Raw genomic sequence first — 14,806 nt, 5'->3', positions numbered from 1 at the left:
ATTCTAGAATTCCCACTTCATCAAAAAATATCAAAATTTAGCCTTTTATAAAGCAGATTTTTATATAATTTCTTTCTAAATTTTTAGGGGATTTTTATGAAACATATCAAAAAATTTAAAGAACTAGCTAGCAAAGGTGCTCTAGCAGCCATCATGGCAACCGGCCTTGCAGGCTGTAATTCTGGCGGAGGCGAGCAAGCAAACACCGCAGTAGTAAAGCAAAACGCCACTGTTTTTATAGAAAAAACAGACCAAGGCTACAAAATCGCAGATGAGTTTCCTAGCAATGAAACCCGTGTGTTTTTGCGTGAAAAGGACGCTGAGGGCAATATGAATGAAAGACTTTTAAGTCAAGCTGAAATCGACAAGCTGCTAAAAGAAGAAAACGCTAAAATTGACGCTGGCACAAGCAATCTTACAAATGGTAATGCCCAAATGAGTAGCGGCGGCATGAGCTTAGGCGAGGCGATACTAGCAAGCGCAGCTGGCGCAATCATAGGTTCGTGGATAGGCTCAAAGCTCTTTGGCAGCCCAGGCTTTAACGCTGCTAGGCAAGGTGCTTACTCAAATCCAAGCGCTTACTCACGCAGCCAAAGTAGCTTTGGTGGCGCAAAAACAGGCGCAGCCAGCAGTGGGGCAAAAAGCGGCTTTTTTGGTGGCAACAAAGCAGCAAGCGCAGCCGGTTCTAGTTTTGGTGGCTGATAAAAACTAAAAGGAGAAAAAATGGAGCAAATTAGTATAGAACAAAAAATGTTAATGACTTTGTTGGGTGCAGAACTAGCAAAAAATGGAAAAGATTTAAGCGACCTAAGTCAATTGCTAATTGATATAGAAAGTACAAATGATGTAGGTCAAATTTTTAAAATCATAACAAAATACTTCCCAAAACAAGTAAAATAAAGCTTTGCTAATATATTAAATTCTAGAATTCCTACAACACAAAAAGCCTAGGAATTCTAGAATTCCTACAACACAAAAAGCAAAAATACCGCACCGATAATGATACGATAAACCCCAAAGCTTATATAAGAAAACTTGCTAACAAAGCTTAAAAAAGCTCTTAGCACAAAAAGCGCTACCACAAAGGCAACCGCTGCGCCAAGCAAGAATAAATAAATATTATCAGCATTTAAGATAAAAAGCTCTCTATTTTTAAACACATCATAAAAAGTCGCCGCAAACATCGTAGGCAGCGCAAGCAAAAAGCTAAATGCCGCAGCCCCTGTGCGAGAAAGCCCACAAAGCAAGCCCGCTACTATCGTAGAACCACTGCGAGAGGTGCCTGGTATCATCGCAAGGCACTGCGCAAGTCCTATTATGAAAGCTTGTTTGTAGCTGATTTTAGCGATTTCGTCATGGCTGCCAGCCTCAAAACTGATTTTTTCAGGGTTTTTGCGGCGCATGAGTAGTTCTACAGCTATGAAAACCACGCCGCCGATGATGAGCGCATATGCCACAACAGAGGGCGAAAAAAGCTCTTTTATATGTTTATACAGCAGCAGACCTATAAGCCCTGTTGGCACAAAGCCGATGATAAGCTTTGCTATAAGGCTAGGTTCTGCGATTAAGCGCTTAAAAAACATCGCCGCCACAGCCAAAATGCTGCCAAGTTGAATGGCTACCTCAAAGCATTTTAAGGTATCATTGCCCTCGTGTGAAAGCCCTAATAAATGCGCACCAAGTATCATGTGCCCAGTTGAACTAACTGGCAAAAACTCAGTTAGCCCCTCTATAATGCCCAAAATAATAGCTGAAAAAATATCCATTTTTATCCTTAAAATCTAGAATTCCTTAAGAAATTCTAGAAGTTTTTGTATGATTTTAGCTAAAATTTTACTAGAATTTATAAAATATTTTACTAAAGTGTATTTTTTAATATTTTTGATGAAAAATACTAGCAAATTCTAAAACTTTTTTAAAAAATGGAACGCTTTTTGCTTTAATCAAAATAAATTAAATCACCCAAAAGCCAAAAGGCTAGAAAGGACTTCAACTATGATGCGTTCACTTTGGTCAGGCGTTTCAGGTCTGCAATCACACCAAATCGCAATGGATGTAGAAGGCGACAATATCGCTAATGTTAATACCGCAGGCTATAAATATAGCCGCGCAAACTTCTCTGATCTTTTATCTCAAACAAGCAAGCCAGCCACAGCCCCAGAAGGCGAACTAGGCGGTAAAAACGCTATGCAAGTAGGTCTTGGAACACAAATTATCTCAACACAACAAATATTCACCCAAGGCTCACTGCAAACAACTGATGTTTGGAGCGATATGGCTATTCAAGGTGAGGGCTTTTTTGTAGTTAGTCCTGATGGCGGACTTACTAAGTACTATACTAGAAACGGAGCCTTTACTCGTGATGTGCTAGGAAACTTCGTAGATAGCAACGGCTACATAGTCCAAGGTTGGATGAGAGATGAGGATACTGGCACCATAGACCCTACTGTGCCAGTTACAAACATAAACATTGAACCAGGTCTAAGCATGCCAGCAAATCCTACTACCGAGATAAAGTATAAAGGCAACCTAAACACTGGCGAGCATATAGGCACTCAAAGCGCAGCTATTTATAGCTTAGATAGCAACCACGGCTGGTTTGATACCTCAGGCAATGGTATTCTTACAGCTGATAAGCTCTTTGCTCCTACTCGTCCAGCTAGTACAGAAAACGACACTACCAAAGACACACTATACATGGATAGCAAAAACCAAGTGCGCCTAAGAGAGCGTGGCGTGGATATGGGCGTAGTATACGATGAAAAGGGCGATGCGCTAAATCTAAGAGATGGTCAAGGTATCTGGGTAAGCTACGCTGATGCTAAGGCAGTATTTGCTGGTGGTAATAATAATCCAGGAATTACAATACCAGTAGATCAGCAAGGTAAACCTAATGGTAAACTTGATATAAATATAAATGGAATTGATATAAGACGCACAGTAATAAATCTAAGCGAAGTAGTGGCTGCGATAAATGACTTTAGTGTCCAAACAGGAGTTAGTGCTAGCGTAATCAATGGAAATCAAATCCAGCTAACAAATCAAAACAACCTAGGCACAACAGCTACTTCTAAAAATATAAAAATTTTTGCTAATAATGGAAATAATATACCATTTACCGGTGCTGGTGATGCTAATAAGTTTAGTGCTGCTGTAATCACAGCCTATCAATACACTTATAGCTCAGTAGGTGGTGTTGCAGCTCATAGCTATGATGATGGTGCTGTAAGGCAGTTTACTACCACAGAGGACTTGCGTGAGGCTATGCAACAAGACGCTAGAAAATATATAAACTATGATGGTAATTTGCTGACTTATGAAGCACCACAAGCCGGCGGCACAAGAACAGCAGCACTTCAGTGGATAGATGCTGACAATAACTTTACAGCAGCAGCCTATAGTAACAAAAACGATGGTGTTAGAGTAACCGTAAATGCTCAAGGTCAATTTGAGATAAATAACCCAGCAGGCGATGCCTTTAACGAAGATGACTACAATGAAGATACATTTGCTCAAGGTAAAGATAAAGATGGTGATGTTATCACTGATGATACAGTTGCACAAGGTACAACCCCTACTAACAAAAACACAAAGGACGATGATAAAATAGTAACCATAGCTGTAACTGCCCTAAGCAATGATATAGTAAATACAAATACTAGAATGGAAAAAGCATTTAGCAATCTAAATGGCTCTCTAAGTATAGGAGCAAGCACTGGCAAAACTAGCTCAGCTCTAAAAATGAGTGCGCACTCTATGACAACTGAGTTTTATGACAGCCTTGGCTCTAAGCACGAAATCACAGTAGAGTATAGAAAGGTAAGCTACAGCCCAGAAAATGGCACCGAGTGGAGCATAATGGTAACAGTGCCAGAACCAGGCGTGATAAACCTTGACCCAGAAGCAGGTGCGTATAAAAATGTGGTAACTGGAAATATCCGCTTTGGCACTGATGGTTCGCTAATCGGCTATAGCCCAAGTACCATCAACTACACAGCAAACAACGGCTCAGCCGCAGGTCAAACAATCGCGCTAAACTTTGGCACACTAGGTGGCTTTGATGGAATTACTAGTTATGATGAAAAATCAAACACCGAAAACATCGCACAAGATGGCTACACAGGCGGAACGCTAAATGGCCTAAGAATCGATCAAAGCGGTAAAATCATCGGTTCTTTTACCAACGGACATAGCCTTGCTCTAGCGCAAGTTTCTATGGCTACATTTACAAACAATAATGGCCTTGAAAAGCTTGGCGGAAATGTCTGGGGCGAGACAGCAAACAGCGGTGCTCCAGTAATAGGCGCAGCTAGCACAGGAAGCCGTGGAAAGATAAACGCAAGCACCTTGGAGATGAGCAATGTCGACCTTAGCCACGCCTTTACTCAACTAATCGTTATCCAAAGAGGCTATCAAGCAAACTCTAAGACGATAACGACTAGTGATAATATGTTGAATACTTTGCTACAATTAAAGCAATAGTTTTTTTAGCATATTTTGGCAATTCGTCTCGCAGCACTATTGTAATAAAAAGCTAGTTTGCACCGCTTTGGGATGAACTATCTGTTCTATCCCTGCAGCGGCACAAACTACCTTTTTTTACACTAGCACCACGATACTAGAATTGCCTTTAGAATTCTAGAATTCCTAGCAATATCTAAAGTTTAAGGAATTCTGGAATTCCTAGCAATATCTCTTGGGAATTCTAGTTTGAATTCTAGAATTCCAAAAACACTTTTTTAGGAATTCTAGAATTCCTAAGTATTTCATAAAAAATACTAAATTCACAAAGTCTCTCAAATGATATTTTAAGATTATTTTCAAAATTTTTTGCTTGGATTTTAAGCATTAACAAGGCAAAATTACGCCTTTATTTTGTGAAAGAGGATATTTGTATGAAAGTAATCAAACGCAACGGCAGAACAGAAGAGCTAGACATAGGTAAAATCAAAAAATACACAAAAGACGCAGTCGCTGGGCTAAATAATGTAAATCAAAGCGAACTAGAAGTAGACGCACAAATTCAGTTTAGAGACATGATAAGTACAGAAGAGATTCAAAAAACGCTTATAAAAACCGCAGTAGAAAAAATAGACCTTGACCGCCCTGATTGGACTTTTGTAGCAGCTAGGCTTTTTTTATACGACCTTTATCACAAGACCACAGGCTATACAGGATACAATCATTTGCGTGATTATTTTGAGCATGGCGAAAAGGCTGGGCGTATTTTTCTAGGGCTAAAAGACAAATATGATTTAGATGAGCTAAATGCGTATATAAAGCCTGAGCGTGATTTGCAATTTACTTATCTTGGTATAAAAACACTATATGATAGATACTTAATCAAAAATGGCAAAGGCGAGCCTATTGAGCTGCCGCAGCAGATGTTTATGGCAATTGCCATGTTTCTAGCACAAAATGAGCTTGATAGCATGGGCTGGGCAAAGAAATTTTATGATCTAATCAGTAAGTTTGAGGTCATGCTAGCAACTCCAACTCTAAGCAACGCTCGCACCACTCGCCACCAGCTAAGCAGCTGCTATGTAGGCAGCGCGCCTGATAATATAGAAGGTATTTTTGATAGCTATACTGAAATGGCACTTCTAAGCAAGTTTGGCGGTGGTATAGGCTGGGACTGGTGCAATGTGCGTGCGATGGGCGGCAGCATCGATGGGCATAAAAACGCAGCCGGTGGCGTGGTGCCGTTTTTAAAAATCGCAAATGATATAGCAGTAGCAGTAGATCAGCTAGGCACTCGCAAAGGCGCAATCAGCGTATATATAGAGCCGTGGCACATGGATATAGATGACTTTTTAGAACTTCGCAAAAACTCAGGCGAAGAGCGCCGCAGGACGCATGAGCTATTTCCAGCTCTATGGATAAATGATCTTTTTATGAAGCGCCTAGCAAATAATGAGCGCTGGACGCTTTTTGATCCAGCTGATACGCCTGATCTTTGCTCGCTTTATGGTGATGAGTTTGAAAAAAGATATTTAGAGTATGAAAAAGATGAAAATATCGCAAAAAGCTCGGTTTTAGCAAAAGATCTTTGGAAAAAAGTGCTTATGAATTATTTTGAGACTGGAATGCCGTTTTTGTGCTTTAAAGATACAGCAAACCGCACAAATCCAAACGACCACAAAGGACTAATAAGAAGCTCAAATCTTTGTACTGAGATTTTCCAAAACACCGAGCCAAACTACTATAAAATCAAAATCCGCTTTAATGACGGCAGTAGCGTAAGCTATGATGAAAAAGAGCTAGTAAAGCTTGATAATGGTATTACAAAAGAAGCCAAAAAAATCACTGCCCTTGATAAGCTGGGCGGCAAAGATATTTATATAGTAGAAAAAGAACGAACTGAGGGCAAAACCGCAGTTTGTAATCTAGCTAGCATAAATCTAAGCAAGATAAACACAAAAGAAGATATCGAGCGAGTAGTGCCAATAGCAATTCGCATGTTAGATAATGTAATTGATCTAAACTTCTACCCGCTAGCAAAGGTAAAAGCCACAAACCTAGCAAGCCGTGCTATAGGGCTTGGCGTGATGGGAGAAGCACAAATGCTAGCGCAGAAAAAAGTCGCATGGGGTAGCTACGACCATCTAAAGCTAATAGATAAAACAATGGAAAATATAAGCTATCAAGCTATAAAAGCTAGTTCAAACCTTGCGCTTGAAAAGGGAAAATATCCTGATTTTGAAGGCTCAAAGTGGAGCAAGGGGATAATGCCTATTGATACAGCAAACAAAGCTGCTAAGGCTCTAACAAACACAGATGATCTTTTTGATGATATGGCGTGCGACTGGCAAGGGCTAAGAGAAAAGGTAAAAAAAGACGGCATGAGAAATGGCTATCTAATGGCTATTGCGCCAACTTCAAGCATAAGCATACTTGTAGGCACAACACAAACTATAGAGCCTGTTTATAAGCGCAAATGGTTTGAGCAAAACCTAAGCGGTATGATACCAACAGTGGTGCCTGAGCTGAATTTAGACAACTGGGAGTTTTACACCCCTGCTTATGATCTGGATCAAAAAGTGCTAGTTAAAGCAGCAGCTGTAAGACAAAAGTGGATAGACCAAGGTCAAAGCCTAAATATTTTTATGAGTTTAGATAAAGCAAGCGGTGGGTATCTAAATGAAATCTACACGCTTGCGTGGCAGCTAGGCGTAAAATCAACCTACTACCTAAGAAGCCAAAGCGCAGAAAGCAGCCATCTTGATAATAAGCCGGTGGCTGATCGCTCGGTAGAGTGCGAGGGATGTCAATAAGGGGAATTTAAGGCTCAGCTTGTGGGTGCTTTTTGCCCGCCAAGTCTTGCGCAGCCCTGCGCCTTACGCAGAAGCTTCTGCTCGCTTTCTTGCGGCTTGTGCCTTAAAAAGCTATCGCAGAACTTCTGCGAACGCTACTGCTACGGCTCACAAAGGCTAGCGCAGCGGCTTGGCAGACAAAAATCACCTCACAATCTTAGAGCCTTTACTGCCGGGAATTCTAAAATTCCCTACTATGTCATCCTCGGGCTTGACCCGAGGATCTCTATGGAATTTTAGAATTCCATAAAATTCGTCATTGCGAGGGAGCAAAGCGACCGAAGCAATCTCATTTATTAAGTCTTGAACGAGATTGCTTCGTCGTTCGCTCCGCTCACTCCTCGCAGTGACGGAATTTCAGCAATGACAGAATTCTAGAATTCGCGCAGTCGTTTGGACTTCGCGGTAGCGGCAGCAAAAACAGGCTCCAAGATTTTTTAGTGATTTTTGCTTTTAAAGCTGCAACGCTAGCCGTGGGGCTGTGTCCACGGCAGTGGCTGGCGAAATTTTGCGGTAGAATTTCAAGCCAAAGCGCAGAAAACTGCCGCAAAAGTTTCGCCAGAACAAGCTGGGCTGCGTAAGGCTTTAAAAGCAAAAATCACAAAAAAGCTGAGCCAGCCGATAAAAAACCAATAAAAAACCAATAAGAAAAAAGATGATAGATTTTAAAAACAAACCAATTTTTTTAGCTCCACTTGCTGGGCTAACCGACCTGCCTTTTCGTCAAATAGCCAAAAAATGCGGTTGTGATGTAAGCATTAGCGAGATGATAAGCGCAAACGCCCTTGCCTTTGGCAGCCAAAAAACCATAAAAATGCTAGAGAGAGCCGAGGGGGAGAGTCCCTATATCGTCCAGTTTGAGAGCAGCGATGCTAAAAATCTAGCAAAATCAGTGGAGTTTTTAAACGCTTGCGATGGCATAGCAGGCATTGATCTAAACTGCGGCTGTCCTGTGCCAAAGGTCTTTAAACAAGGCGCAGGCTCTGCGCTTTTGGGCGATCCAAAGCTGCTTTGTACTTTGATAGAAACCATCAAAAAAACCAGCAACAAACGCTACACCAGCGTAAAACTGCGCCTTGGCATAAATGAAAGTAAATTAGAGGATTTTGCAAAAGATATTGAGAGCGCTGGGGCTGATTATATCGTTATTCACGCGCGAACAAGGACAGGGGGCTTTAGCTCAGAGCCAAACTGGCAGGCGGTAAAAAACATAAAAGCAAAGCTAAAAATCCCAGTTATCGCAAACGGCAGCATTGACGAGCTAAACGCTACTAGCGTGCTAGAAAGCACAGGCGCAGATGGGCTGATGATAGGGCGTGGGGCTATAGGCAAGCCGTGGATTTTCTCTGTTTTAAAAGGGCAGGGCGAGCCCAGCGCTGCGCAGAAAAAAGAGTTGATTTTAGAGCATTTTGCCTTGGCTGTGGAATTCTACGGCAAGCACGGTGTGGCAATGATGAGAAAGCATTTGCACGAGTATAGCAAGGGCTGTGCTGGTGCGCCTGTTTTTCGCACGAAAATAAACGCCGAAAGCGAGGCAAAAAAGGTTTTGGAGCTAATAAAAGAGTTTTTTAGTATTTAGAAACTCGGCAAATTCGTCATTGAGCGGCGAAGCGAAGCAATCTCGTTTAAGGCTTAATGACGGAATTTTAGACGGAATTTTAGATTAGGGAATTCTAAATTCTAGGAATTCAAAATTCTATGAATTCTAGAATTCCCCAGAAAATATCAAGGAATTTTAGATTTTTCTAAGACTATAGAATTCTATTTTATAAATCGGCTCTAAGATTGTGAGGCGATTTTTGTGAATTTGTGCGCTGGGCTAGAGCACCGTAGCGGTAGCGTTTGCGAAAATTTTCGCCGAATTTTTTAAGCGTTAGCGTAAGAAAACGGCGAAAATATTTCGCATAAGGTGCTGGGCTGTCCAAGCGTAAATTCGCTAAAAGCGTCCGCAAGCTGAGCCGATAAAAACGGCAATTCTAGTATCGTGGTGCTAGTATGACAAAAGGCAGGCGAGCGCGCCGCAGGGATAGAATGTGGAATTCATCCCAAGGCGCGTGCGACTGGCTTTTTTTATAATAGTGCTGCGAGACGAATTGCCAAAATAAAGAAATTGCCAAAAAAAAGGTAAATATGCAAGGCTACATTCTACAAACCAAGCCCGTCCGTGACGAAGACCTGCTCGTGTGGATTCTCACTCCTGCTAGATTAGTTTGCTGCTACCGCTTTTATGGGGCTAGGCATGGGGCGATTTCGCAGGGTTTTAAGCTAGATTTTGAGCTTGAGCAAAGGGCTGGATTTTTGCCGCATTTAAAGGGCACTATGCACTTAGGGCTTGCGTGGCTGCATGATAGGGAGCGGCTGCTTGCGTGGCAGAGTTTTTTGCGCGTTTTGTGGACGCATCTAAAAGACAGCGATGAGTGCGAGGAGTTTTATTTTCTTTTGCTTGAAGACTGCGCCAAAAGGCTAGAGCGGCAAAATCCTAAAAGAGCGTTATTAGAGGCTTATTTGCAGCTTTTAGCATTTGAGGGGCGACTAAGCAGAGAGGCGCAGTGCTTTTTGTGCGCTAGAAATGTCGCTGAAAACGAGCTGTGCGTGGCTAGAGGCTTTTTGCTAGCTCACAAAACCTGCCTTGGCAAAAACAGCTTTGAAAAACAGAGGGTGCTAAATGCTTTTAAGCAAAAATCTTGTATAAATCTAAGCGATGATGAGGTCGCTAAACTCTACTATATAATGCTTGAGGGCTTATAGATGATTTTTGTACCTGCTATTTTTTGGGGGTTAGGGGGTATTTTATTAGGGAATTCTAGTTTAAGGAATTCTAGAATTCCCTGTCATCCCCTAGCTTGACTGGGGGATCTCTATATAGAATTCTAGAATTCCTTAATAAATTTGCTTAGGAATTTTAGATTTTTGCTCGCTTTGGTGGGGCAAGCCCCACTGCTCGCAAATTTTTAAGGGCTACGCCCTAAACCCTTAGGGGCTGCCGCCCCTAAAACCCCGCTAAATTTTAGAATTCTCCATCACAATGACGGAATTTTGTACGGAATTTTGGACGGAATTTTGAACGGAATTTTGAACGAGATTGCTTCGCTTCCCTCGCAATGACGGCGATTTGATGAGATCCTCGGGTCAAGCCCGAGGATGACACGGTAGGGAAATTTAGATTAAAGAATTCTAGATTAAAGAATTCTAGTTTAAGAATTTTAGATTTGGAATTCTAGTTTAAGGAATTCTAGAATTCTAGAATTCTAGAATTCCTAGGTAAAATACCCCCTAACCCCCAAAAACTAAGCAAAGAGCGGATGAGAAGTAAAGAGCGGATGCAACGCAACCAGCGGATGCGCAGCAAAAAAAACTAAGTAAAAAACTTATAAACCAAAATTCCGCCAAAAGCGCAAATATAAGCCACCACAAAGGTAAAAATAAATAGCCACGCCACATATCGCCAGCCCCCAGCCTCTCGCCTAAATACCATCGTAGCAGCTAGGCAGGGATTGTAAAACATCGCAAAGAGTATAAAAGCAAGCGCAGTTTGCTCGCTCATGGCTTCTTTTAGCTTGGCTGAGAGCGCTGTGCTAGTCTCATCAAGCTCGGTGCCAGCAGAGTAAAGCACGCCCATAGTGGCTACGACCACTTCTTTTGCCGCAAGACCAGTAAGCAAGCTCACGCTCTCCCTCCACTCAAAGCCAAGTGGAGCAAAAATAGGGCTGATAAATCGCCCCAAAGTGCCTAAATAGCTGTGTTCCAAGAGATAATTTTGCTTTGTGGTCTCAAGCTCGTCTTTTGCCTCATCGCTTGTAGCAAGCTCTATTTTGCTATCAAAATCAGCTCTGATTTGCTCATTATAAGGATAAGTCTGCGCCCACCAAATCAGCACCGAGGCAGCTAGGATGAAGGTGCCTGCTTTTTTGATATACATTTTTGCCTTGTTATAAATGCTAAACCACACTAGGCTCCAGTTTGGCATGCGGTATTTTGGCAGCTCCATGACAAAGGGCTCATCAACTCCACGAAATGCTGTTAAGCGCAGAATTTTCGCACAAACTAGCCCCATTAAAGCTCCAAAAATGTAGATGTAAAATAGCCAGTTTCCAGCCTGATCTTCTGGCGCAAAGGCTGAGCAAAACAGCACAAAAACAGGCAGCTTTGCTCCACACTGCGCAAAAGGCGTTACAAAAAGTGTAAGCAAGCGGTCTTTGGGGTTTTTTAGCGTGCGAGCTGCCATGAAAGCTGGTACCGAACACCCAAAGCCAGTAACAATAGCAATAAAACTCTTGCCATGAAGTCCAAAGCGGTGAAAAATACCATCAAGCAAATACGCCACACGCGCCATATATCCAGTGGTCTCAAGTAGTGAAATGCCAAAAAATAATATCACGATATTTGGCAAAAAGCTAAGCACTGCGCCCACGCCGCTGATTATACCATCGCTAATAAGCGAGACAAACTCTGGGTTTTTTTCTTCATTTATAATGGTTTTTACGCTTTCTTGTAGGGCGCCTACGCCGCTTTCTATCCAGTCCATAGGATACTGCCCAAGGCTAAAAGTAAGCTGAAAAATCACCCACATAAAAAACAAAAATATAGGAATTCCTAAAAAGCGGTTCATAAGAATTTTGTCGGCTTTGTGCGCGGTTTTGGCAGTTTTTGTGTATTTTACACACTCAGCGCAAATTCCATTAGCAAAAGCATTTAGCTCGCTAGCAAAGATATGTTTGATTGATTTTGTCTCAAACTGCACATAAAGGCGGTTTTTTGCCTCATTTAAAAGCGGGGCGAGTTCTAGCCAAATAGCTTTATTGTGCAATTTTTGGTAGAGTTCATTTTCGCCTTTTAGTAGTAAAATTGAGATTTCTTGTAGGCTTAAATTTAAGGCTTTTATATTTTCATCATCTTTTTGTTCTAAGAAGTCTTTTAAAAGTGAAATTTCATTTTCTATCTCATCGCTAAAAATGCGCTTGTTTGTTCTCTTTCCAGCTTCAAATACCGAAATAATCGCATCAAGCAGGGCTGGTAGATTTTCTTTTTTATGCGCTGATACACCTATAACATCCACGCCCAAAAGCTCGCTCATACCAGCATAGTTTATATCAATGCCTTCTTTTTTGGCTTCATCGCTCATATTGAGAGCTAAAATCGTTTTTTTGTTTTTTTCTAGTAGCTGTGCGCTTAAAAGCAGGTTTCGCTCTAAGTTTGTAGAATCAAGCACATTTACTAAAACATCGTATTCGCCACTTTCAATGAAGCTTTTTGAAATTTTTTCTTCTTGCGAGTAGCCCTCAAGCGAATAAGTGCCTGGCAGGTCTATTATTTCAAGTTCGTAGTCTTTGTAGCTCATTTTGGCTTGGGCTTTTTCTACTGTTACGCCTGAGAAATTTCCCACCTTCATATCAGCCCCAGAAAGGGCGTTTATGAGCAAAGATTTGCCGACATTTGGCTGACCTATTAACACTATTTTAATAATCTTTTTCATATTTTTATCCAAAAAAAGCAAAAATTTTTAATAATTTTAGCACAATTTATCAAGGAATTCTAGAATTCTTTCAAAGTTTTTAAGCATTTTTTATGCTTACTCAAAACTCAAAAAAATCTTTGGGCTAATTAAGCCCAAAGATTTTAAAAATTAGTAGATTACTTAGTAAAAGTAAGGTCTACACTTAATCTTGCTGAGATATTATCTCCTGCAAATGTGAATAAATCAAAGTTATTTTTTGCTATATCTTCTTCTTCGATTTGCTCATTTATATAAGAGTGCAAAAACACCTCGCTAGCATAGTCCCCAAGCTCTCTTGCTTGTTTTAGCAAAGCGCTTATTCTAGCAGTGACTTTTTGTTCATGCTCTAAAATCAGCTTTGCTACTTCAAGAGGGGTTTTGAGATTTACAGCTTCGTATTTGATATCGCTTAGCTGTGGAGTGATATCTCGCTTTTGAAGAAAAGCTATAAAGTCCTCAGCGTGAGTAAATTCTTCTTTATAGTGATCAAAAAGCCATTTTGAATAGCCTTTGTAGTTTTCCTTTTCCATTGCCAAAGAGGCTTGTAAATAGATGTAGCCTGAGTACATCTCGAAAACAGCGTGTTCGCTCATTGCTTTTGCCATTTCTGGTAACATTTTTTCTCCTTTTGCTTAAGATTGATAAGCGCTATCATAACTAAAACTAACTTAAATTATTATAAATTATTTATAAGCATAAAAAAGCTCTATCCTAGCATTGCTATAAAGGCTCTATAATGATGCTATTTGCCTCGCTTTCTCTAAGTATAACGCAGCTGCGACCTAGCTCTATAGCTACTGTGTCGTGGCATAGCGTATCACTAAGCTTTTTTATAACCTTACCTGAGCTAATACCAAAGCTAAAAAAACGACTAAAAAGCTGCTCATCAGCACTAAAGCCTATTATTTTAGCACTTTGACCATCTTCAAGAGTGTTTATTTTCATTTTCTCTCCTTTTGTTAAAGTAAATAAGTTATTTTACTATTTATTTACTTAAATAAGTTTTAAGAGTTATTATCATTTTTTGAATTTAGAGAATTCTAGAATTCCTAAGAGTAATTTTTATAGATATTTTAAGGAATTCTAGTTTGTAAGAATTCTAGAATTAAGGAATTCTAGATTGTGGAATTCTAGAATTCCCTAGAAATATTAAAAAAGTAAGCTATTTATAAAATTTCTTTTATTTGGCGGGCGTTTTTCATCCAAAGGCTTAGCTCGTCCCAGCGTTCGTTTTTTAGCATGTCCTCACAGTGTGCAAACTCAGCCTTAAAAGCCTGCATCGCACCAAGTATATTGTCTTTGTTTTGGCGAAAGATATCAGTCCACATGATTTCGCTAGACTTTGCTATACGAGCCATGCCAGCAAAGCTGCTGCCGCCAAGCAAGAAAATATTGCGCCTTTCTTCTTCATTTAAAGTAGCATTTACTAGGCTAAATGAAATTGCGTGTGGCAAATGCGAGATGAAGCCTACATGATGGTCGTGCGAGGCTGCATCCATAAAAATAATGCGCATGCCAGCATGGCTTAAAATCTCAGTAGCTCTTTTTAGATGTTTTTGGCTCGTGCTCTCATCATCGCATAGCACGACTACTGCGCCTTTTAATAGCTCTTTAAAGGCTGCTTTTGGGCCACTATACTCAGTGCCTGCCATAGGATGAGCGGCGATGAATTGCGATTTTAGCGAGTCTGGACAGCTTTTTACTATGCGTTCTTTGGTTGAGCCTAGATCTATGATAGTAGTGCTAAGTGGTGCGCCTTCAAGCCTAGCTAGCACTTTTATTATACCCTCAACAGGCACAGCTATAAAAATCACATCGCAAGAGTTTTTTATCTCTTCAAAGCTTTTTAGCTCATCAACCAAGCCTAGCTCCAAGGCGTCTTTGGCGTTTTGTTCGCTTTTATCATAGCCACTTACTTTATCTATTAGCTTCATATCTCTTAGCGCAAGTCCTAGTGAGCCGCCGATTAGCCCAAGTCCAATTATACCGATATTCATAG

General features: G+C 40.8%; 13 protein-coding genes. 8 read left to right on the top strand and 5 right to left on the bottom strand.

The features are described 5' to 3' along the window. The first annotated feature begins 96 nt into the window (after positions 1-96). Positions 97-702, top strand: a complete 606-nt coding sequence (locus PTQ34_RS06805; protein WP_273932795.1) for a UPF0323 family lipoprotein — start codon at positions 97-99, stop codon at positions 700-702. Between the two features lie 21 nt (positions 703-723). Then, entirely contained in the window at positions 724-900 is a 177-nt protein-coding gene (locus PTQ34_RS06800) for a hypothetical protein (RefSeq protein ID WP_273930326.1), read from the top strand. A gap of 65 nt (positions 901-965) precedes the next feature. Here PTQ34_RS06800 and PTQ34_RS06795 read toward each other — a convergent pair whose 3' ends face one another. Beyond that, a complete protein-coding gene (locus PTQ34_RS06795) occupies positions 966-1,766 on the bottom strand; it encodes an undecaprenyl-diphosphate phosphatase (RefSeq protein WP_273932793.1) in 801 nt (266 codons plus the stop codon). Positions 1,767-1,995: 229 nt separating this feature from the next. Here PTQ34_RS06795 and PTQ34_RS06790 point away from each other — a divergent pair, with 229 nt between their 5' ends. From PTQ34_RS06790 to recO, 6 genes are all read left to right on the top strand, one after another. Next, positions 1,996-4,482 (top strand): flagellar hook-basal body complex protein, encoded by a 2,487-nt coding sequence (locus PTQ34_RS06790; protein WP_273932791.1) that lies wholly within the window; start codon positions 1,996-1,998, stop codon positions 4,480-4,482. 413 nt (positions 4,483-4,895) lie between these two features. Continuing rightward, positions 4,896-7,274, top strand: coding sequence for a ribonucleoside-diphosphate reductase subunit alpha (locus PTQ34_RS06785; RefSeq protein ID WP_273932789.1), 2,379 nt, complete (start codon positions 4,896-4,898; stop codon positions 7,272-7,274). A gap of 19 nt (positions 7,275-7,293) precedes the next feature. Beyond that, entirely contained in the window at positions 7,294-7,434 is a 141-nt protein-coding gene (locus tag PTQ34_RS06780) for a hypothetical protein (RefSeq protein WP_273932787.1), read from the top strand. Positions 7,435-7,753: 319 nt separating this feature from the next. Continuing rightward, the gene (locus tag PTQ34_RS06775; RefSeq protein WP_273932786.1) at positions 7,754-7,894 is read left to right on the top strand and encodes a hypothetical protein; all 141 of its coding nucleotides are present in this window, start codon (positions 7,754-7,756) and stop codon (positions 7,892-7,894) included. A 74-nt stretch (positions 7,895-7,968) separates the two neighbouring features. Then, positions 7,969-8,892 carry a tRNA dihydrouridine synthase gene (locus tag PTQ34_RS06770; RefSeq protein ID WP_273932784.1) on the top strand — a complete coding sequence of 308 codons (924 nt, stop codon included), beginning with the start codon at positions 7,969-7,971 and terminating at the stop codon, positions 8,890-8,892. A gap of 551 nt (positions 8,893-9,443) precedes the next feature. Continuing rightward, positions 9,444-10,061, top strand: a complete 618-nt coding sequence (gene recO, locus PTQ34_RS06765) for a recombination protein RecO (protein WP_273932782.1) — start codon at positions 9,444-9,446, stop codon at positions 10,059-10,061. A 607-nt stretch (positions 10,062-10,668) separates the two neighbouring features. Here recO and feoB read toward each other — a convergent pair. The 4 genes from feoB to PTQ34_RS06745 form a co-directional block, all read right to left on the bottom strand. Then, the gene (gene feoB / locus PTQ34_RS06760; protein WP_273932780.1) at positions 10,669-12,786 is read right to left on the bottom strand and encodes a ferrous iron transport protein B; all 2,118 of its coding nucleotides are present in this window, start codon (positions 12,784-12,786) and stop codon (positions 10,669-10,671) included. A 158-nt stretch (positions 12,787-12,944) separates the two neighbouring features. Beyond that, a complete protein-coding gene (locus PTQ34_RS06755; protein ID WP_273932778.1) occupies positions 12,945-13,424 on the bottom strand; it encodes a ferritin in 480 nt (159 codons plus the stop codon). Between the two features lie 103 nt (positions 13,425-13,527). Then, positions 13,528-13,752 (bottom strand): FeoA family protein, encoded by a 225-nt coding sequence (locus PTQ34_RS06750; protein WP_273932776.1) that lies wholly within the window; start codon positions 13,750-13,752, stop codon positions 13,528-13,530. 221 nt (positions 13,753-13,973) lie between these two features. After that, a complete protein-coding gene (locus PTQ34_RS06745; protein WP_273932775.1) occupies positions 13,974-14,804 on the bottom strand; it encodes a prephenate dehydrogenase in 831 nt (276 codons plus the stop codon). Positions 14,805-14,806 lie beyond the last annotated feature (2 nt).

It is taken from the genome of Campylobacter magnus (genome assembly GCF_028649595.1).
GTDB classification, from domain to species: Bacteria; Campylobacterota; Campylobacteria; order Campylobacterales; family Campylobacteraceae; genus Campylobacter; species Campylobacter magnus.
The sequence above is the reverse complement of the archived record's forward strand: the minus strand, read 5'-3'. Positions and strand labels throughout refer to the sequence as shown.